Origin of the sequence: Streptomyces sp. NPDC057438 (assembly GCF_042802995.1) — a bacterium.
Classification (GTDB): Bacteria; Actinomycetota; Actinomycetes; order Streptomycetales; family Streptomycetaceae; genus Streptomyces.
This window is the reverse complement of sequence record NZ_JBHVDD010000067.1, coordinates 22,657-42,776: the sequence shown is the minus strand read 5'-3', so window position 1 is coordinate 42,776 and position 20,120 is coordinate 22,657. Positions and strand designations below refer to the sequence as shown.

At 72.3% G+C, this 20,120-nt stretch carries 17 protein-coding genes; 13 read left to right on the top strand and 4 right to left on the bottom strand.

Going from position 1 to position 20,120, the window contains the following annotated elements; genetic code table 11:
* Positions 1–192 precede the first annotated feature (192 nt).
* The 6 genes from ACFU5F_RS29615 to ACFU5F_RS29590 all read left to right on the top strand — a co-directional run bounded on the left by ACFU5F_RS29615 (position 193) and on the right by ACFU5F_RS29590 (position 5,223).
* Positions 193–1,059: a helix-turn-helix domain-containing protein gene (locus tag ACFU5F_RS29615; RefSeq protein WP_383893650.1), complete on the top strand. Its 867-nt coding sequence runs from the start codon at positions 193–195 to the stop codon at positions 1,057–1,059.
* 125 nt (positions 1,060–1,184) lie between these two features.
* Positions 1,185–2,666 (top strand): 30S ribosomal protein S12 methylthiotransferase RimO, encoded by a 1,482-nt coding sequence (rimO, locus tag ACFU5F_RS29610; protein WP_383893647.1) that lies wholly within the window; start codon positions 1,185–1,187, stop codon positions 2,664–2,666.
* A complete protein-coding gene (gene pgsA, locus ACFU5F_RS29605) occupies positions 2,663–3,409 on the top strand; it encodes a CDP-diacylglycerol--glycerol-3-phosphate 3-phosphatidyltransferase (protein WP_383893644.1) in 747 nt (248 codons plus the stop codon). Before rimO ends, pgsA begins: the two co-directional genes overlap by 4 nt.
* Entirely contained in the window at positions 3,406–3,951 is a 546-nt protein-coding gene (locus ACFU5F_RS29600; protein WP_383893641.1) for a CinA family protein, read from the top strand. Before pgsA ends, ACFU5F_RS29600 begins: the two co-directional genes overlap by 4 nt.
* Before the next feature lie 109 nt (positions 3,952–4,060).
* Positions 4,061–4,438 carry a helix-turn-helix domain-containing protein gene (locus ACFU5F_RS29595; protein ID WP_005481441.1) on the top strand — a complete coding sequence of 126 codons (378 nt, stop codon included), beginning with the start codon at positions 4,061–4,063 and terminating at the stop codon, positions 4,436–4,438.
* Positions 4,439–4,752: 314 nt separating this feature from the next.
* Positions 4,753–5,223, top strand: coding sequence for a Dps family protein (locus tag ACFU5F_RS29590; protein WP_383893637.1), 471 nt, complete (start codon positions 4,753–4,755; stop codon positions 5,221–5,223).
* Between the two features lie 492 nt (positions 5,224–5,715).
* Here ACFU5F_RS29590 and ACFU5F_RS29585 read toward each other — a convergent pair whose 3' ends face one another.
* The 3 genes from ACFU5F_RS29585 to ACFU5F_RS29575 form a co-directional block, all read right to left on the bottom strand.
* Positions 5,716–6,480 carry an SDR family NAD(P)-dependent oxidoreductase gene (locus tag ACFU5F_RS29585; RefSeq protein ID WP_383893634.1) on the bottom strand — a complete coding sequence of 255 codons (765 nt, stop codon included), beginning with the start codon at positions 6,478–6,480 and terminating at the stop codon, positions 5,716–5,718.
* Positions 6,481–6,512: 32 nt separating this feature from the next.
* Positions 6,513–7,367: an Fpg/Nei family DNA glycosylase gene (locus ACFU5F_RS29580; RefSeq protein WP_383893631.1), complete on the bottom strand. Its 855-nt coding sequence runs from the start codon at positions 7,365–7,367 to the stop codon at positions 6,513–6,515.
* Between the two features lie 81 nt (positions 7,368–7,448).
* A complete protein-coding gene (locus tag ACFU5F_RS29575; RefSeq protein ID WP_383893628.1) occupies positions 7,449–12,350 on the bottom strand; it encodes an ATP-dependent helicase in 4,902 nt (1,633 codons plus the stop codon).
* Between the two features lie 366 nt (positions 12,351–12,716).
* On the opposite strand from ACFU5F_RS29575, the gene ACFU5F_RS29570 reads away from it, so the two are divergent.
* The 3 genes from ACFU5F_RS29570 (at position 12,717) to ACFU5F_RS29560 (ending at position 14,752) form a co-directional block, all read left to right on the top strand.
* Entirely contained in the window at positions 12,717–13,583 is an 867-nt protein-coding gene (locus tag ACFU5F_RS29570; protein ID WP_383893625.1) for an AraC family transcriptional regulator, read from the top strand.
* 87 nt (positions 13,584–13,670) lie between these two features.
* Positions 13,671–14,447, top strand: a complete 777-nt coding sequence (locus ACFU5F_RS29565; protein WP_383893675.1) for an AzlC family ABC transporter permease — start codon at positions 13,671–13,673, stop codon at positions 14,445–14,447.
* Positions 14,444–14,752: an AzlD domain-containing protein gene (locus ACFU5F_RS29560; RefSeq protein ID WP_383893622.1), complete on the top strand. Its 309-nt coding sequence runs from the start codon at positions 14,444–14,446 to the stop codon at positions 14,750–14,752. Before ACFU5F_RS29565 ends, ACFU5F_RS29560 begins: the two co-directional genes overlap by 4 nt.
* Before the next feature lie 86 nt (positions 14,753–14,838).
* Here ACFU5F_RS29560 and ACFU5F_RS29555 read toward each other — a convergent pair whose 3' ends face one another.
* Positions 14,839–15,783, bottom strand: coding sequence for a hypothetical protein (locus tag ACFU5F_RS29555; protein WP_383893619.1), 945 nt, complete (start codon positions 15,781–15,783; stop codon positions 14,839–14,841).
* A gap of 79 nt (positions 15,784–15,862) precedes the next feature.
* On the opposite strand from ACFU5F_RS29555, the gene ACFU5F_RS29550 reads away from it, so the two are divergent.
* The 4 genes from ACFU5F_RS29550 to recX all read left to right on the top strand — a co-directional run bounded on the left by ACFU5F_RS29550 (position 15,863) and on the right by recX (position 20,040).
* Positions 15,863–16,057: a DUF3046 domain-containing protein gene (locus tag ACFU5F_RS29550; RefSeq protein WP_383893616.1), complete on the top strand. Its 195-nt coding sequence runs from the start codon at positions 15,863–15,865 to the stop codon at positions 16,055–16,057.
* 95 nt (positions 16,058–16,152) lie between these two features.
* Positions 16,153–17,517 carry an AI-2E family transporter gene (locus ACFU5F_RS29545; RefSeq protein WP_383893613.1) on the top strand — a complete coding sequence of 455 codons (1,365 nt, stop codon included), beginning with the start codon at positions 16,153–16,155 and terminating at the stop codon, positions 17,515–17,517.
* A 435-nt stretch (positions 17,518–17,952) separates the two neighbouring features.
* Positions 17,953–19,080: a recombinase RecA gene (recA, locus tag ACFU5F_RS29540; RefSeq protein WP_383893610.1), complete on the top strand. Its 1,128-nt coding sequence runs from the start codon at positions 17,953–17,955 to the stop codon at positions 19,078–19,080.
* A gap of 3 nt (positions 19,081–19,083) precedes the next feature.
* Positions 19,084–20,040 (top strand): recombination regulator RecX, encoded by a 957-nt coding sequence (recX, locus tag ACFU5F_RS29535; RefSeq protein ID WP_383893607.1) that lies wholly within the window; start codon positions 19,084–19,086, stop codon positions 20,038–20,040.
* Positions 20,041–20,120: the final 80 nt, after the last annotated feature.

Sequence of the window (20,120 nt, the reverse complement as noted above, 5' to 3'; positions counted from 1 at the left end):
TGAGCAACCGTTTCCCTTCGGCGTACGTCAAGTTGGACGAGGGGAAAGCCCCGTGCCCCACCCTCACCACCAGCAGGATGACCGGCCATTCTGATGGCGTACAAAGTCCCACCGCCCGGTTGCCCCACCCTTTCGTACCCCCCCTAGACTGAACTTCCAGCACAGGTGGCTACACGCTCGAAAGGCGCCCCCGTGTCCATCGGCAACTCCCCTGACGGCAACTTCCCCGAAGACGAGCGTCCGTTCGAAGACGACCTCGACGAACGCTCGGCGGAACGCCCCTCGATCGGTCGTGCCCTCCAGCAGGCACGCATCGCGGCCGGGCTGACCGTCGACGACGTCAGCAACGCCACCCGGGTCCGCATCGCCATCGTGCACGCGATCGAGCAGGACGACTTCGACCCCTGCGGTGGCGACGTCTACGCGCGCGGTCACATCCGCACCCTCGCGCGTGCGGTGCGCATCGACCCCGTCCCGTTGCTCGAACAGTACGACGAGGCCCACGGCGGACGGCCCGCGCCGACGCCCGCGGCCCCGCTGTTCGAGGCGGAACGGATCCGGCCCGAGCGACGCGGCCCCAACTGGACGGCCGCCATGGTCGCCGCGATCGTCGCGGTGATCGGCTTCGTCGGCTTCACCGCGTTCGACAGCGGGGACGACGACGGCTCCTCCACCCAGGTCGCGGAGGGCTCCACGCCGACCACCAGCAAGCCCGCCTCGCCCAAGCCCAGGACCGACAAGCCCGACGCCGACCCCAAGCCCGACCCGACCGACAGCGCCATCGCCGCCGCGCCCCGCGACAAGGTGACCGTGCGGGTCACCGCCTCCGACGGGCGCAGCTGGATCTCCGCCAAGGACCACAACGGCCGGCTCCTGTGGGACGGCCTCCTCAAGCAGGGCGAGTCCAAGACCTTCCAGGACGGCTCCAAGATCGACCTCGTTCTCGGCGACGCCGGGGCCGTCCAGCTCTACGTCAACGGCAAGAAGATCGAGGACGACTTCCAGCCCGGCCAGGTCGAGCGGCTGACGTACACGAAGGGCGACCCCGAGGTCGGCTGAGCCCTCCGTACGTCCGGGCCACGGATGGGCGGACGATCCGAACGAAGACGCGTGGCACGGGGTTGGCCAGGATCGGCCAACCCCGTCGACGTGGGCTGTCACTGGGACGAAGTAGTCTTGAGCCCATGCCTGAACGCCGTACCGTCGCACTCGTCACTCTTGGCTGCGCCCGTAACGAGGTGGACTCGGAGGAGCTCGCAGGCCGCTTGGAGGCGGACGGCTGGGAGCTCGTCGAGGACGCCGAGGAAGCGGACGTCGCGGTCGTCAACACCTGTGGCTTCGTCGAGGCCGCCAAGAAGGACTCCGTCGACGCGCTCCTGGAGGCCAACGACCTCAAGGGTCACGGCAGAACCCAGGCCGTCGTGGCGGTCGGCTGCATGGCCGAGCGGTACGGCAAGGAGCTGGCCGAGGCGCTGCCCGAGGCCGACGGCGTGCTCGGCTTCGACGACTACGCGGACATCTCCGACCGCCTCCAGACCATTCTGAACGGCGGCATCCACGCCTCGCACACCCCGCGCGACCGCCGCAAGCTGCTCCCGATCAGCCCGGCCCAGCGCCAGGAGTCGGCGGCCGGGGTCGCGCTTCCGGGGCACGCCCCGGCCGATCTTCCGGAAGGGATCGCTCCGGCCTCCGGACCGCGATCGCCGCTGCGCCGTCGTCTGGACGGCTCGCCCGTCGCCTCGGTGAAGCTCGCCTCCGGCTGCGACCGCCGCTGCTCCTTCTGCGCCATCCCCTCCTTCCGCGGCTCCTTCATCTCCCGCCGCCCCTCGGACGTCCTGAACGAGACCCGCTGGCTGGCCGAGCAGGGCGTCAAGGAGGTCATGCTCGTCTCCGAGAACAACACCTCGTACGGCAAGGACCTGGGCGACATCCGCCTGCTGGAGTCCCTGCTGCCCGAGCTGGCCGAGGTCGACGGCATCGAGCGGGTGCGGGTGAGCTACCTCCAGCCCGCCGAGATGCGGCCCGGCCTCATCGACGTGCTCACCTCCACGCCCAAGGTCGTGCCCTACTTCGACCTCTCCTTCCAGCACTCCGCTCCGGCCGTGCTCCGCTCCATGCGCCGCTTCGGCGACACCGACCGCTTCCTGGAACTGCTCGACACCATCCGCGGCAAGGCACCCGAAGCGGGCGTGCGGTCCAACTTCATCGTGGGCTTCCCGGGCGAGAGCGAGGACGACCTCGCCGAGCTGGAGCGTTTCCTGAACGGCGCCAGACTGGACGCCATCGGTGTCTTCGGCTACTCCGACGAGGACGGCACCGAAGCGGCCACGTACGAGAACAAGCTGCCCGAGGACGTCGTCGCCGAGCGGCTCGCGCGCGTGTCACGGCTGGCCGAGGAACTGGTCTCGCAGCGTGCCGAGGAGCGCGTCGGGCAGACCGTGCGCGTGCTGGTCGAGTCGGTCGACGGTGAGGAGGGCGCGTACGGCCGCGCCGCCCACCAAGCGCCCGAGACCGACGGCCACGTGCTCTTCACGAGCGGCGAGGGGCTGAGCGTCGGCCTTATGGTCGAGGCGAAGGTGGTCGGCACGGAAGGCGTGGATCTGGTGGCCGAGATGCTTCCGGGCTCTGTCGGCTCCCCCGTGTGTACTGAGGAGGCGGCCAGATGACGGGAGTCCCGGCATCCGCGGCGGGCGGCACCTCCGGCGCCAAGGGCGCGACGAGCGCCCCGGGCGTTCCCGACGCCCCGAGCGCCGCCGCCTCCAGCGATGCCGGGGAGGCACGGGCCGTGCGTGGCGGGAAGCTGGGAGCTGCCGCCGTCAACCAGGCCAGCCTCTGGAACATCGCGAACATCCTGACCATGGTCCGCCTGGTCCTCGTGCCGGGCTTCGTCGTGCTGATGCTCATGGACGGCGGGTACGACCCGGTCTGGCGGGCCTGGGCGTGGGCCGCCTTCGCCGTCGCCATGATCACCGACGTCTTCGACGGTCATCTGGCCCGGACCTACGACCTCGTCACCGACTTCGGGAAGATCGCCGACCCCATCGCCGACAAAGCGATCATGGGTGCCGCGCTGATCTGTCTGTCCTATCTCGGTGATCTGCCCTGGTGGGTGACGGGAGTCATTCTCGGCAGGGAGTTGGGGATCACGCTCCTGCGCTTCGTCGTCATCCGGTACGGAGTCATCCCGGCGAGCCGCGGCGGCAAGCTGAAGACCCTGACCCAGGGCATCGCCGTCGGGATGTACGTCCTGGTGCTGGAGGGACCGCTGGCCACTCTGCGGTGGTGGGTGATGGCGGCGGCCGTCATTCTGACAGTGGTCACCGGAATCGACTATGTGAGACAGGCCATTGTGCTGCGCCGGCGCGGAACCGCCGAGCGCGAGGCCGCTGCGGAGGGAGCGGAACATTGACGTCCACGGCCGCCGAAGTGCTGCGACTACTGACGGTGAGGGGTGAGACGCTCGCCGTCGCCGAGTCGCTGACCGGCGGTCTGGTCGCGGCCGCGCTCACCGCGGCCCCCGGCTCCTCCCAGGCCTTCCGTGGCTCCGTCACCGCGTACGCCACGGAGCTCAAGCACCAGTTGCTCGATGTCGACGCCACCCTCCTGGAGCAGCGAGGAGCGGTGGACCCGCAGGTCGCGGCCCAGATGGCCGACGGTGTCCGCAAGGCGCTCGGCGCCGACTGGGGAATTTCGACCACCGGAGTCGCGGGTCCCGAACCACAGGACGGCCAACCCGTCGGCACGGTCTATGTGGCTATCGCCGGGCCGGGGGCCTCCGAATCCGGCGTATCACGTGGCGGGAAAGTGTCGTCGTTGCGGTTGAACGGCGCCCGGGCGGAAATCCGTATGGAGAGTGTACGGAGCGTACTCGCACTGCTTCTCGAGGAGCTTGCGGGCGAACAGACCGGAAATGAGCGGGCACAGGATACGGAACAGAACGGGGGGACCTGATGTTTGCAGCCCTGAGTGAACACAACAGCGCTCCCCGCACGGCCGCAGCGCAAGGCGGTACGGTGGGGCGTGAAGGATGCGGCTACGCGGTCCGAGGAGGGAGCCACCGATGATTCTGCTCCGTCGCCTGCTGGGTGACGTGCTGCGTCGGCAGCGCCAGCGCCAGGGCCGTACTCTGCGCGAAGTCTCCTCGTCCGCCCGAGTCTCACTCGGCTATCTCTCCGAGGTGGAGCGGGGGCAGAAGGAGGCGTCCTCCGAGCTGCTCTCCGCCATTTGCGACGCGTTGGACGTACGGATGTCCGAGCTCATGCGGGAAGTGAGTGACGAGCTCGCCCTTGCCGAGCTGGCCCAGTCCGCAGCGGCCACCGAGCCGGTGCCAGCACCAGTGCGTCGACCGATGCTCAACTCCGTCTCGGTGGCCGGTGTGCCGCCGGAGCGGGTCACGATCAAGGCGCCCGCCGAAGCGGTGGACGTCGTCGCGGCCTGAACCCGCCGCGACGGTGTGCGCGCGGTGCGGCGCATGCCGGTGACGTGAGGTTCGGCACGCGTGCCGGTGAAGAACGAGAAGTCACGCGAGAGCCCCGGTCGGGGCCTTCAGGGAGACCTGAGGGTGCCGGCCGGGGCTCTTTCGCGTCGCGCCTGTCCCGGGTTGGGGGTCCGGGCTGGGGTCCGGCCGTCCCGTTTGCCGGGGTGGTGGTGTGCGGTCATGGTGGAGGGGCGGAACGGGGACCTGCGCGCGACTCGTTCGTCTGTGCGGGCGCACGGGGTCGTACGGTCGTCTCAAGAATCCGGAGTGCGCTGATGTACGTGGTGAAGAGCCCGCTGTCCGAGGCCGATCTCAGGACCGTCTCCGAGGCGCTGCAAGGTGCCCTCGTCGATCTCGTCGACCTCTCGCTCGTGGCCAAGCAGATCCACTGGAACGTGGTCGGGCCGCGCTTCCGCTCGGTCCACCTCCAACTCGACGAGGTGGTGGACACCGCACGGCTGCACTCCGACACGGTCGCCGAACGCGCCTCCACCCTGGGTGTCTCGCCGGACGGGCGGGCCCAAACGGTGGCCGGGAGCAGCGGGATCGGCACGGTCCCGGACGGCTGGGTCAAGGACGCGGACGCGGTGGGAACCCTGGTGGACGCGCTCGGTGCGGTGATCACCCGCATGCGGACGCGGGTGGAGAGCACCGCGGAGGCGGATCCGGTGAGCCAGGACATCTTCATCCAGATCACGGCGGATCTGGAGAAGCACCACTGGATGTTCCAGGCGGAGAACGGTTAGAGCGACGGCGCTGCGAGCCGGTGCCGCACTTCCGTGCGCCTCCGGTCCGGTGGGCCGTGCCCCCCCGGGGCGGAGGGCGCGGCGGGGGCGTGCGGGCGGCGGTGCGTGGCCCCGGGGCGCATCACACACCCCGTGGGCGCGGTCCGTGTGAGAGGTACGTGCGTCCCTGTGCCGGTGGTGCGCCCTCTCCGGCCGTGACGAGGGCCGTCTAGCGTCGTGTCGGGGGCCCGGAGGCCTTGGAGGTGGCGGCCATGCGGATAGTTCGCTGGGGGGCGGCTCTGGGGTTCGGTGCGCTGTGGTGGTGGGGTGTGCTGCGGCTCGCGCTCGTGCCGGACGCCGGCGCGGTGGAGGGAGCCGTGGCGGCCGGGGGGTGGGGGCTGAGCCTCCTGCCTGTGCACTGCGTACCGAAGGGACGGGCACCGGGACGGCCGGGGGGCGCGTCAGGGGGCGCGAGGGGTGGTCCGGTTCTGGAGGGCGCGGTGGGGGCCGCGGTCACCAGGGCATGGCCACCCCGCCGTTCGGGCGGAGGATCTGGCCCGTCGTGAACGCCGAGGCGTCGGAGGCGAGGTGCAGCACCGCGTGCGCGATGTCGTCGGGCTCGCCGACCCGGCCCAGGGGTGACAGCCGGGCCATGAAGGACTCCGTGCGCACCTGAGCCTCGCCGTCGTGGCGGTCGGTCATGGGCGTGCGGATCCAGCCCGGGGCCACCGCGTTGACCCGGATGCCGTGGGTGCCGACCTCGGTCGCCAGGGTTCTCGTCAGCTGGACCACCGCCGCCTTGGTCACGCCGTAGCAGAGCAGTCCCGGGCCGCCGGTGTCGATCGCGCCCGAGGCCATGGTCACGATGCTGCCGCGCGTCCCGTCGGCGATCATCCGGCGGGCCGCCGCCTGGCAGGCGTGGAGAACACCTTTGAAGTTGACGCTCCACACCCGCTCCAGATCCTCGTCACGCGTCTCCAGAACCGGGCTGCTGTGCATGATCCCGGCGATCGCGGCCATCACATGGAGCCGCTCGCAGGCGGCCACGGCCCGCGTGAGCTGGGCCCCGTCGGTGACGTCGAGATGGTGGGTGTGGGCGGTGGCGTTCCTGGCCTTGATGAGGGTCGCCGTCTCGTGCAGGCCGGCCGCGTCGCGGTCCGCGCAGTGCACGGTCGCGCCCGCCTCGGCGAGCAGCACCGCCGACGCGCGGCCGATACCGCTGCCGGCGCCGGTGACGAACGCGGTGCGACCGGTGAGGTCGTACGCCTGGAGGGACATGACTCGACGGTACGAGTGTTTCTGACGGTCCGTCAATTAGGTGGCCGGCGCCGGACCCGGTTGCCGGGATGAGGAGTTCGCGCGGTGTTCGGGGCCGGTGCCGGACCCGGCTGGCACGCGGGGCACCAGTAGGTGGGGCGTTCACGGGAGCCGTCGCCCTGGTCGGCCGCGCGGACCGGGGTGTGGCAGCGCAGACAGGGGCGGGGGGCCCGGCCGTACACGAACAGGTCGTGGTGGCGGTGGCCCGTCGTGTTGCGGACCGGGCGGTCGCGGTTGGCTTCGAGCACCTTCTTGGCGAGGGCGGGCAGCCGCGCGGCGAGCTCCTCCGGGAGCGCGCCCACGGGGAGCCACGGGGTGACCCGGAGCAGGAAGCACAGCTCGCTCTTGTAGACGTTGCCGATACCGGCGAGATTGCGCTGGTCCAGGAGCGCCTCGCCGAGTGCCCGGTCCGGGTCGCTCAGGAGGTTGGCGAGGGCGAGGCCGGGGTCCCAGTCCGGGCCGAGCAGATCGGGGCCGAGATGGCCGACGGCGCGGTGCTCGTCGGCGGTGCGGATCAACTCCAGTACGGGCAGGCGGTAGCCGACGGCCGTGCGTTCGGTGGTGCCGAGGATGGCGCGGATCTGGTGCGCCGGGCCCCCGCGCCAGCGCTCCCCCTTGGCGTACACCTTCCAGGAACCGTCCATCCGCAGGTGCGAGTGCAGTGTCAGGCCGCCTTCGACGCGGGTGAGGAGATGCTTGCCCCGGGGAGTGACGTCCAGAACGGTACGACCGGTGAGGTCGGCCGTGGCGTACTTCGGCACGCGGAGGTCGGAGCGGGACAGCACCTGGCCGGCGAGGGCGGTGTGGAGTCGCCTCGCCGCTTGCCAGACGGTGTCACCTTCGGGCATGGGTCAAGGGTGGCACGGGTTCGGGTTCGGGCGCCGAGTGGTTGGGGGTGGGCGGGGGCCGGACCGCGTCGGGTTCGGTGGTCATGCTCGGATGCGCAGGCCGCGTGGGGTCGCGATGAAGCCGGCGGCTTCCAGGAGGGGGCCGTGGGGGGAGGTGAGGGCGGAGGCGCCGTTCACCCGCTCCACCGTGACCGTGCCGAGGGAGCCCGCGCGGGCGGCGTCCGCCAGGGCTTCTGCGGCCGGGCGGAGGCGAGGGTCGTCCAGGGGCCTGGCGTCCGGGTCGGCGGGCCAGGCCAGGAGCGTCTTGCCGCCGCGCTCCATGTAGACGGTCAGCTCGCCGTCGACCAGGACGACCAGGGAGCCCGCCTTGCGGCCCGGCTTGTGTCCTGCCTCGGTGGGCGGATCGGGCCAGGGAAGGGCGGCACCGTAGGCGTTCGCGGGGTCGGCCGCGGCCAGGACGACGGCGCGGGAAGAGGGCGCGGGGCGGGTGCGGTGCGGGTCCCGGCCCGAGCGGGCGCGGGGGCCGCCGTCGAAGTCCCCCGAGGCGGAGAAGGCGGCAGCGGCGTACGGATCGTCGGGGCTGGGACTGGGGCTGGGGCTGGGGCCGGGGCCGGGGCTGGGGCCGAGACCGGTGCCGGGGAGGCTCGACGCGTCCGGGAAGTCGTCCCAGGGGGTGTGGGCCGGGTGCGGGCCGGGGGCTTCGGCGGAGCCGTTCGGAGCGAGGTTTCCCAGGGGCTCGCCGCGGTCGCGGGCGTGGGACACCGCGCGGAGCCGGTCCACTGCGCCGTCCATCGCGAACTGGGCGGCGCCCAGGCCCTCGACGACATAGCCGCGGCGGGCCTGGCCGCTCTCCTCGAAGACGGACAGGACGCGGTAGACGGCGGAGAAGCCGCCCTCGATGCCCTCGGCGCCCACGGCACCCCGGGTCACGACACCGTGGCGGTCGAGCAGCGTGCGGGCCAGGGCGTGGGCACGGACGGTGTGGTCGGGCTCGGGGGCGGGCAGGAGGGACCATCGGCCGGCCACCGTGGGCGGCCCCGTACGGGACTGGGGGCGGGCGGCGGCGGTCAGGGACCCGTACCGGCCGCGCGGGACGGTGCGTCTGGCCCGGTGGGCGGTGGACCCCGCGGTGCGGCCCGAGCCCAGCAGGGAGCGCATGGGGGTGAGCGTGTCGTTGGTGAGCCGGCCGGACCAGGCGAGATCCCATACGGCGTCGGCCAGTTGGGGATCGGTGGCGTCGGGGTGCGTGGTCGCGCGGACCTGGTCGGCGATCTGGCGGAAGAAGAGGCCGTAGCCGCCCGTGAGGCTGGTCAGGATCGACTCGTGGAGCGCGGTCGGCTCCAGGGGGTGCGGTGGGGGGAGGAGGAGCGGGGCCGCGTCCGCGAGATACAGCGAGACCCAGCCGTCCTTGCCGGGGAGGGCTCCGGCGCCCGCCCAGACGATCTCGCCGGCCGCGGTGAGTTCGTCGAGCATCGCGGGGGCGTAGCCCGCGACCCGGGAGGGCAGGACCAGCTTCTCCAGGGCGGAGGCGGGCACGGAGGCGCCCTGCAGCTGCTCGACCGCGCGGACCAGTCCGTCGATACCGCGGAGTCCGTGACCACCGCCCACGTGCTGCCACTGCGGCAGGAACTGGGCGAGCGCGGCGGGCGGTACCGGCTCCAGCTCGTGCCGCAGAGCCGCCAGCGAGCGGCGGCGCAGGCGGCGCAGCACGGCCGCGTCGCACCACTCCTGACCGATGCCCGCCGGGTGGAACTCGCCCTGCACGACACGGCCGTTCGCCGCAAGACGATGAAGTGCCCCGTCCGTTACGGCCACGCCGAGGCCGAAGCGGGCGGCGGCCGTGGCCGAGGTGAACGGGCCGTGGGTGCGGGCGTATCGGGCGAGCAGGTCGCCGAGGGGATCCTTGACGGGCTCGGTGAAGGCTTCCGGGACACCGACCGGCAGAGCCGTGCCGAGCGCGTCGCGCAGGCGGCCCGCGTCCTCGATCGCCGCCCAGTGGTCGGTGCCGGCGATCCGGACGCGGATGGCGCGGCGGGCTCCGGCCAGCTCCCGCGCCCACTGCGGCTCGGCGCCGCGCTCGGCCAACTCGGCCTCCTTGAGGGGACCGAGGAGTCGGAGCAGGTCCGCGACACCTTCGGCGTCCTTGACCCGTCGGTCCTCGGTGCGCCACTGCAGCTCCCGCTCCAGCTCGGTCAGAACCTCGGCGTCGAGCAGTTCGCGCAGCTCCGCCTGGCCCAGCAGCTCGGCCAGCAGCCGGGAGTCCAGCGACAGGGCGGCGGCGCGGCGCTCGGCGAGCGGGGAGTCGCCCTCGTACAGGAACTGGGCGACGTAACCGAAGAGGAGGGAGCGGGCGAAGGGGGAGGGCTCCGGGGTGGTGACCTCGACGAGGCGGACCTTGCGGGATTCGATGTCGCCCATCAGCTCGCTGAGACCGGGGACGTCGAAGACGTCCTGCAGGCATTCGCGGACCGCCTCCAGGACGATCGGGAACGAGCCGAACTCACTGGCCACCTGCAACAGTTGGGCGGCACGCTGACGCTGTTGCCACAGGGGCGTGCGCCTACCCGGATTGCGGCGGGGCAGCAGCAGCGCACGGGCGGCGCACTCGCGGAAGCGGGACGCGAACAGCGCCGAGCCGCCCACCTGGTCGGTGACGATCTGATCGACCTCGCCCTTGTCGAAGGCGACGTCCGCCGCGCCGATCGGGGCCTGCTCGGCGTCGTATTCGGTGCCCGCCTTCATGGGCTCCATGTCGAGCAGGTCCAGGCCCATCAGATCGGCGTCCGGGAGGCGGAGCACGATGCCGTCGTCGGCGTGCATGACCTGGGCGTCCATGCCGTACCGCTCGGAGAGCTTCGCGCCCAGGGCGAGCGCCCAGGGGGCGTGGACCTGGGCGCCGAAGGGGGAGTGGACGACGACCCGCCAGTCGCCCAGCTCGTCGCGGAAGCGCTCGACGACGATCGTGCGGTCGTCGGGGACGTGGCCGCAGGCCTCACGCTGTTCGGCCAGGTACGACAGGACGTTGTCGGCGGCCCAGGCGTCGAGTCCGGCTGCCAGCAGGCGCAGCCGGGCGTCCTCCTGGGAAAGGGAGCCGACCTCGCGCAGGAACGCACCGACCGCGCGGCCCAGTTCGAGCGGGCGGCCGAGCTGGTCCCCCTTCCAGAAGGGCAGGCGGCCCGGGACACCCGGCGCGGGGGAGACCAGCACCCGGTCGCGCGTGATGTCCTCGATGCGCCAGGAACTGGTGCCGAGGGTGAACACGTCCCCGACCCGGGACTCGTACACCATCTCCTCGTCGAGCTCTCCGACCCGGCCGCCGCCCTTCTTGGGGTCGGAACCCGCGAGGAAGACCCCGAAGAGACCGCGGTCCGGGATCGTGCCTCCGGAGGTGACCGCGAGCCGCTGGGCGCCGGGCCGTCCCGTGATCGTGCCCGCGACCCGGTCCCAGACCACGCGCGGGCGCAGCTCCGCGAACGCGTCGGACGGATAGCGGCCCGCGAGCATGTCGAGGACGGCTGTGAAAGCGGACTCGGGGAGAGCGGCGAAGGGCGCCGCGCGGCGGACGGTGGCCAGGAGCTCGTCGAACTGCCAGGTGTCCATCGAGGTCATGGCGACGATCTGCTGCGCCAGGACGTCCAGGGGGTTGCCGGGAATCCGCATGGACTCGATGGAGCCGCTGCGCATCCGCTCGGTGACCACGGCCGACTGGACGAGATCCCCGCGGTACTTCGGGAAGACCACGCCCGTCGAGACCGCGCCCACCTGGTGTCCCGCGCGTCCCACGCGCTGAAGGCCGGAGGCCACCGAGGGCGGTGACTCCACCTGGACGACGAGGTCCACCGCGCCCATGTCGATACCCAGTTCGAGGCTGGAGGTGGCGACCACGGCCGGCAGCCGGCCCGCCTTCAGATCCTCCTCGACCAGGGCGCGCTGCTCCTTGGAGACCGAGCCGTGGTGGGCCCTGGCCAGGACCGGGGGCGCCCCCTGGGCGGCGCCCGAGCCGCCCATCAGCTCGGCCGGGCCGTGGTGTTCGTCCAGCTGCTCGCCGGTGGCCCGCTCGTACGCGATCTCGTTGAGCCGGTTGCACAGACGCTCCGCGAGGCGGCGGGAGTTGGCGAACACGATCGTCGAGCGGTGCGCCTGCACGAGGTCGGCGATCCGCTCCTCGACGTGCGGCCAGATCGACGGGCGTTCCGCGCCCTCGTTGCCGTCGGCCACCGGGGAGCCGCCCAGCTCCCCCAGGTCCTCCACCGGCACGACCACCGACAGGTCGAACTCCTTGCCGGACGGAGGCTGGACGATCTCCACCCTGCGGCGCGGGGAGAGATAGCGCGCGACCTCGTCGACGGGACGCACCGTGGCGGACAGTCCGATACGACGGGCCGGCCTGGGCAGCAGTTCGTCGAGCCGCTCCAGGGTGAGCGCGAGGTGGGCGCCGCGCTTGGTGCCCGCGACCGCGTGCACCTCGTCGAGGATCACCGTCTCCACGCCCGTGAGCGCGTCGCGCGTGGCCGACGTCAGCATCAGGAACAGGGACTCGGGGGTGGTGATCAGGATGTCCGGCGGACGTGTGGCCAGGGCCCGGCGCTCGGCGGGCGGGGTGTCCCCGGAGCGGATGCCCACCTTCACCTCGGGCTCGGGCAGCCCCAGCCGCACGGATTCCTGGCGGATACCGGTCAGCGGACTGCGCAGGTTCCGCTCCACGTCCACCGCGAGCGCCTTCAGCGGCGACACGTACAGGACCCGGCAGCGCTTGCGGGGGTCGGCCGGGGGCGGGCTCGATGTCAGCTGGTCCAGCGCGGCCAGGAACGCGGCCAGCGTCTTGCCGGAGCCGGTCGGGGCGACCACCAGCACGTCCGAGCCCTCGCCGATCGCCCGCCACGCCCCGGCCTGGGCCGCGGTGGGCGCGGAGAAGGCCCCCGTGAACCAGCCGCGGGTCGCGGGGGAGAAGCCGTCGAGGGCTCGATCTGCGGAGCTGACCATGCCACCATCCTGCACCCGACCACTGACAACGGCCCGGACCTGCGCAAACGAGGGGCCGCGGTGGGGATCCGCCGCCTCCGGCCAGGCACCTGCGGCGGGGGCTGCCCGATCGAGGGGTCACTCGGGCGTCCGTGCGTCCGTGCGTCCGTCCGACCGTCCGACCGTCCGACCGGGCGCGTGGACGGTTGGGCGGCACGGCGTCGGGGCGGGTCCGCCGCGGTGGTGCGCATCCGCCGCAGATCGCGGGGTCGACGGAGGGGAAGCTGCCCGGGCAGGGGGAGCCCGGCCTCCGGTCGGCGGTGCGTCCGCGTGCCCCGCAGCCCCCGGACTTCGCCGCCGGGACGGGCGGCCCCGCAGAATGGGGTCATGGCGGGTTCGGCGGAACGGGCGAGACACTGGCGGTACGCGGAGCTGCCCGGTGTCGATCTGCTGCGGGCGACCTATGTCGAGAAGAAGTTCGTGCGGCACACCCACGAGCACTTCGTGATCGCGGCGATCGCCGACGGGGTCGAGGTGTTCCACCACGGGGGCGCCGATCAGTACGCGGGCCCGGGAACCCTTGCCCTGGTCAACCCCGACACCCCGCACACCGGCCGCGCGGGCGTGCCCGAGGGCTGGCGCTACGGCGCGGTCTACCCGTCGCCGGACGTGGTGGCCGAGATCGCCGCCGAGACCACCACGATCCGCGGCACCGCCGGCTTCGTGACCCCCGTGCTGGAGGACCCGCACGCCGCCGGCCTCGTCCACCAGGTGCTCCGAGCCGTCGACGAGGGCAACGCGCTGGCGGCCGACACGCTGCTGCGGGTGGCCGTGACCCGGCTGCTGCGCCTGAACGGCGGGCCCCTGCCCCAGCGCACCGTCCGCACGGCGGGAGCCCCCGTCGCGGCACGCGCGCGTGCCGTGCTCGAGGAGCGGATGGCCGACCCGCCGACCCTGGAGCGGCTCGCCGCCGACCTCGGCACCAGCTCCTTCGCGCTCCTGCGCGCCTTCCGCGCGGCTTACGGCATGCCTCCGCACACCTGGCTGACGGACGCGCGCGTGCGTCGGGCGCGCGGTCTGCTCGACACGGGTACGGCTCCCGCCGCGGCCGCCGTCGCCGTCGGCTTCACGGATCAGCCGCACCTCAACCGCCACTTCAGCCGCATCGTGGGTGTGCCGCCGGGCGCGTACCAGCGGGAGCGCGCGGGCGGCGGGATCGACGACGCACCGCGAGGCCGAGCACGCCGCGCGTGAACGGGAGGACGGGGCGGGGGACGGGGCGGGCGCGCGCAAGAACGTACAAGACCCGTGGACGTGTCCGCTCGTACCGTCCGCGGCGTGGTGACTGAACAGACTGGTCTCGTGGAGACGCAAGAAGACGGCGGCGCGAAACCCGACGGAGCCGTGGTCCGGGACGCCCTCGGTGTCGGGGTCGCCGTCGGACTGTCAGGGTTCGCCTTCGGGGTGACCTCGGCCGGCAGCGGGCTCAGTCTGCTGCAGACCTGCGCGCTGAGCCTCCTGGTGTTCACCGGAGCCTCCCAGTTCGCCCTCGTGGGCGCGCTCGCGGCCGGCGGCAACCCGTTCACCGCGGCGGCCGGGGCCTTCTTCCTGGGCGTGCGCAACGCGTTCTACGGGCTGCGCCTCTCCCAGGTGCTGGCCCTCCCGCGCGCGGTGCGGCCGTTCGCCGCCCAGTGGGTCATCGACGAGACCACGGCCGTCACCCTCGCCCAGCCCACGCGTCGGGCCGCCCGCATCGGCTTCACCGTCACCGGGCTCTGCCTCTACGTCCTGTGGAACCTCACCACGCTGTTCGGCGCGCTCGGCGCCGAGGCCATCGGCGACACCGACGCCTGGGGGCTCGACGCGGCCGGGCCCGCCGTCTTCCTGGCCCTCCTCGCGCCCATGCTGCGGACCACCGCGGAACGGGCCGTCGCCGGCATCGCCGTGATCCTGGGGCTCGGCCTGCTGCCCGTCCTGCCCGCCGGGGTCCCGGTCCTCGTCGCCGCGGTGGCCGCCCCGCTCGTCCTCTGGGCGGAGGGCCGCCGCCTTCCCGCTCGTGGACCCGGCGACCCTCCGGACGACGGCCGGGGCGACGAGCAGGAAGGCGGCGGCCGATGAACGTCTGGATCGCCATCGTCGGCACCGCCGTCGGCTGTTACGCCGTCAAGCTCATCGGTCTGCTCGTCCCCGAGGGCGTGCTCGAACGTCCGCTCGTCCAGCGGCTCGCCGCCCTGCTGCCCGTGGCGCTCCTCGCCGCCCTCACGGCCCAGCAGACCTTCGCCGACGGGCACGCTCTGGTGTTGGACGCGAGGGCCGCCGGGCTCACCGCGGCCGCCGTGGCACTGCTCCTGCGGGCCCCGTTCCTGCTCGTCGTGGCCGCGGCGGTGATCGTGACGGCGGGGGTGCGGGCGATGACGGGCTGACGCGGCTCGTCGTGGGCCCACGCGCGCGTGCCGGTGGACCACCCGCACGCGCGTGGCCCCCGCACGCGCGCGAGGGGCGACCGGTCTCAGCCGATCGGCCGCCCGTACGCCCGCAACGTCCGCAGCGCCTCGATCGTCACGATCGGGCGGCTCTCCATCGCGGTGCTCGCAGCCCACTGGCGCCAGCGGATCGGCCAGCCCCCGTCCCCGGTCTGTTCGCTCGCCAGGTGGTCGAGGGAGCGGGACATCTCCTCGTCGGTGAACCACGCGCGTGCCGGCGATTCCGGGGTGGGCGCGAAGTCGTGCGGGTAGTGGTGCTCGCCCGGCGCGTAACCGGCGGACACCGGGTAGTCGTCCGGCCGTCCCGGATCCAGCGTGGCGAGCCGGTGTTCGCGCACCAGGCGGCCGAGCCGGTCGGCGGCGGCCCGGGCACGCGGACGGTCGGGCACGGACTCCAGGAACGCCACGGCGGCGTGCACCTCGTAGGGGTGCGACTTCTGCAGGGACTCGACCGCCTGCCAGCAGAAGTCGGTGGCCCGGAACAGCCACGCGTGCCACACCTGGTTGCGGTGCAGCAGGCCCACCACGGGCCCGGTGGCCAGCAGATCACTGGGCGGGTCGTCGACGATCGGGACGAACGGGGCCACCGGGTAGCCGCGCTGGCTGGGGTGCACGGCGGGGAGCGCGCCGTCCTGCGTGGACACCGACGTCAGATAGCGGCACACGCGCTCCACCCGCTGTCCGCCGCAGCGGCCGATCGAGTCCAGCACGCGCAGCGCGTGCGCGGTGTGCAGGGGCTGGCTCACGGGCCCGCGGAGATCGGGTTCGAGCGCATGGCCGTACCCGTCGTCGGCATTGCGGTAGGCGGACAGGGCCGTCTCCACCGCGTCGGCTCCCCCGTCCAGGAAGTGGTACGCGAAGCGACGCTGCTCCAGTACGCGCGCGGTCAGCCAGACGAACTGTTCGGCGCGAGCCAGTGGGGTCTGCGCCGGGGACGACGGGGGGAGTGGGGATGCTCCGGTTTCGGACATGGCTCCGACCGTAGGGCGGAAAGCGGTATCGACGAGCAGTCCCGGGCAGGCCCACCCCCTGGGGCGGGATACTGGACTCATGCGGTTGACGGTCTTCTGGCAGCGGATGGCGGATCACTTCGGTGAGGGGTACGCGGACACCTTCGCGCGCGATCATGTGATGTCCGGCCTCGACGGGCGCACGGTGAGTGAGGCGCTGGACGCCGGCTGGGAGGCCAAGGACGTGTGGCGCGTGGTGTGCGCGACCATGGGCGTTCCGGCCGAAAACCGCTGAAAAGCACCGCACTTCACCGGACGGACGCCGACCGTCGGCCCGGAAGGCCCGGGGGCGGCGACTGAATTGTCGGTGTCGTGGGCCAGACTTGCTCCGTGGCACCCACTGACGAGACCGCGCAGTACCGGCATCAGGCATCTCCGCCCGGCACGACACCGTCTTCCGGCCCCCCGGCCGGGCCCGGTGCCGCGTCGAGCGGGCGCATGCCCCGCTGGCTGCCGCGCGCGATGGTGCTGGCGCTCTCCCTCATCGCTGTCTTCCAGCTCGGCAGCTGGGCGTTCCACCAGCTCATCGGCCTGCTGGTCAACATCCTCATCGCGTTCTTCCTGGCGCTCGCGATCGAGCCCGCGGTGAGCTGGATGGCCTCCAAGGGGCTGCGGCGGGGCTTCGCCACGTTCCTGGTCTTCCTGATCACGCTGATCGGGGCCGCCGGATTCGTCACCCTGCTCGGTTCGATGCTCGCCGGCCAGATCATCAAGATGGTCGAGGACTTCCCGGCGTACCTCGACTCCGTCATCAGCTGGATCAACACGAGCTTCCACACCGAGCTCAGGCGCGTCGACATCCAGGAGGGACTGCTCCGCTCCGACTGGCTGCAGAAGTACGTGCAGAACAGCGCCACGGGTGTCCTCGACGTGTCCACGCAGGTACTGGGCGGCCTCTTCCAACTGCTGACGATCGCGTTGTTCTCGTTCTACTTCGCCGCCGACGGCCCCCGGCTGCGGCGCGCGCTGTGCTCGGTCCTGCCGCCCTCCAAGCAGGCCGAGGTGCTGCGCGCGTGGGAGATCGCGGTCGACAAGACCGGCGGTTACCTGTACTCCCGCGGCCTGATGGCACTGATCTCCGGAGCGGCGCACTACGTCCTGCTGGAGTACCTCGACGTGCCCTACGCGCCCGCGCTCGCGGTCTGGGTCGGCCTGGTCTCGCAGTTCATCCCCACGATCGGCACCTACCTGGCGGGTGCCCTGCCGATGCTGATCGCCTTCACGGTCAACCCCTGGTACGCGCTGTGGGTCCTCGTCTTCGTGGTCATGTACCAGCAGTTCGAGAACTACGTGCTGCAGCCCAAGCTGACCGCCAAGACCGTGGACATCCATCCGGCCGTCGCGTTCGGCTCGGTGATCGCGGGTACCGCGCTGCTCGGTGCCGTGGGCGCACTCATAGCCATCCCCGCCGTCGCCACCCTGCAGGCCTTCCTGGGGGCGTACGTGAAGCGGTACGACGTCACGGACGACCCCCGCGTGCACGGACACCGCAGACGCGGCGCGGGCAACCTCCTCGCCCGGCTGCGCGGCCGCCCGCACCGGACGGTGGCGGAGGAGGGTGCCGACGGCGACGTCCTCACACGGGTGCGCAGGAGCCTGGAGGAGAGGCTCGACCACAGGCGTGGCACGAGGCCGTCGGCGCGCGACTCCGCGAACGCGCGGGGAGACGGCGACGAGTCCGCGGACGCGCGCTGACGACGACACCGCGCGCCGGGAGCCGGGGGCCGGCGCGGACTCCGGACCGGAGGGCGGTGCCAGGCCCGAGGGCACCTCCGGACGCGAGGGCGGTACCGCCCCGTAGGGCTGCTGTCGCCGTACCCCGCGATCCTCTGCCGCCACTCGGCGCCGAACCCGCTTCCCGGCTGCCGCTCTCGTGTTTCCCGGCCGCGGTCCCCTGCCACCCGTGCTTCCGGAAGTGCTCCGGGCGCCGCGTGGTGCGCTTGACACTAAATTCGAACATCCATTCTTATGGAGGCTCCGGCGCAGGATCTCGGCCGGAGTTCGGCAGGGTTTTCGTGGAGAAGTGCCCGAGTTATCCACAGGCCGGGCGGGCGCCGGGACCCATTGTCAGTGGCAGGCGTTAGCGTCTTTCACGTGAAGCGATCGACTCAAGCAAACCGGGTGGAACCCATGGCAGGAACCGACCGCGAGAAGGCGCTCGACGCCGCGCTCGCACAAATTGAACGGCAGTTCGGCAAGGGTGCGGTGATGCGCCTGGGCGAGCGGCCGAACGAGCCCATCGAGGTCATCCCCACCGGGTCGACCGCACTCGACGTCGCCCTCGGTGTCGGCGGCCTGCCGCGTGGCCGGGTGATCGAGGTGTACGGCCCGGAGTCCTCCGGCAAGACGACCCTGACCCTGCACGCGGTGGCGAACGCGCAGCGGGCCGGCGGCCAGGTGGCCTTCGTGGACGCCGAGCACGCCCTCGACCCCGAGTACGCGAAGAAGCTCGGTGTCGACATCGACAACCTCATCCTGTCGCAGCCGGACAACGGCGAGCAGGCCCTGGAGATCGTGGACATGCTGGTCCGCTCCGGTGCCCTCGACCTCATCGTCATCGACTCCGTCGCCGCGCTCGTCCCGCGCGCGGAGATCGAGGGCGAGATGGGCGACAGCCACGTGGGTCTGCAGGCCCGTCTGATGAGCCAGGCGCTGCGGAAGATCACCAGCGCGCTCAACCAGTCCAAGACCACCGCCATCTTCATCAACCAGCTCCGCGAGAAGATCGGCGTGATGTTCGGTTCGCCGGAGACCACGACCGGTGGCCGCGCGCTCAAGTTCTATGCCTCGGTGCGCCTCGACATCCGCCGCATCGAGACGCTGAAGGACGGCACCGACGCCGTCGGCAACCGCACCCGCGTCAAGGTCGTCAAGAACAAGGTCGCGCCGCCCTTCAAGCAGGCCGAGTTCGACATCCTGTACGGACAGGGCATCAGCCGCGAGGGCGGCCTGATCGACATGGGTGTGGAGAACGGCTTCGTCCGCAAGGCGGGTGCCTGGTACACCTACGAAGGCGACCAGCTCGGCCAGGGCAAGGAGAACGCCCGTAACTTCCTGAAGGACAACCCCGACCTCGCCAACGAGATCGAGAAGAAGATCAAGGAGAAGCTGGGCGTCGGCGTTCGGCCCGAGGACCCCACCGGACAGCCCGGTGCGGACGCGGCGGTCTCCGCCACACCCGCGGACGACACCGCGAAGGCGGCTCCGGCGTCGGCTGCCAAGACCGCCAAGACCAAGGCCGCGGCGGCGAAGAGCTAGTCCGTGACACGCAGAACGGACTGGGGCGAGTACGCATACCCCAGTGCCCCCGAGGGCCGGGGGCGCAGGGGCACCGGCGAGGGCGCCGGCGCATCCATCGCCGACGGGTACGGACACGGACCGTACGACGACCCACCGTCGTACGGCACGGACGGACCCCCCGACGGTGAGCCCTACGACGAGGGGCCCCACGAGGACCGTCCGTTCGACGGCGAAGGCCGAGGCGGCGGAGGTGCCGGTCGGCGGGCGGAGGAGTCACGCTCCGGTGCGGGTTCGGCAGCCGACACCCGTCGGCGCGGCGGCGGTGACTCGCGTGGCGCGGGCGGTGGCGCGCGGGGGCGGCGTGGCGGGCGGAGCGAGCGACGGCGTGGCTTCGGGGAATCGGGCGAGGGCCCGGACGGCCGGCCGCAGGACGGGGGTTCGTCTTTCTCGTCGAGGGCCGAGAAAGGGGAGTCCTCAGGGGACCCGGCTGAGCGGGCGCGGGCCATCTGCCTGCGCCTGCTCACCGGGACCCCGCGCACCCGCAAGCAACTCGCGGACGCCCTGCACAAACGGGAGATCCCCGAGGACGTGGCGGACGAGGTGCTGTCGCGGTTCGAGGAGGTCGGCCTGATCAACGACGGCGCGTTCGCGGATGCCTGGGTGGAGTCCCGGCACCACGGCCGGGGCCTGGCCAGGCGGGCCCTCGCCCGGGAGTTGCGTACCAAGGGGGTCGACTCGACCCTGATCGACGAGGCCGTCTCCCAGCTCGACCCCGAGCAGGAGGAGACCACCGCGCGCGAACTCGTCGCCCGCAAGCTGCGCTCCACACGAGGCCTCGACCGCGACAGACGCCTCCGCCGTCTCGCGGGCATGCTCGCCCGCAAGGGCTACTCCGAGGGCATGGCCCTCCGTGTGGTCCGGCAGGCGCTGGAGGAAGAAGGGGAGGACACGGAGGGGCTGGAGGACGAGGCGTACTGAGCTGCGGTTACGGACACGCGGGGCGAGGGACGGCGAGCCGGAGTACCGGGGCGGAACGGCGAGGAAGCGATTTCCGTGTC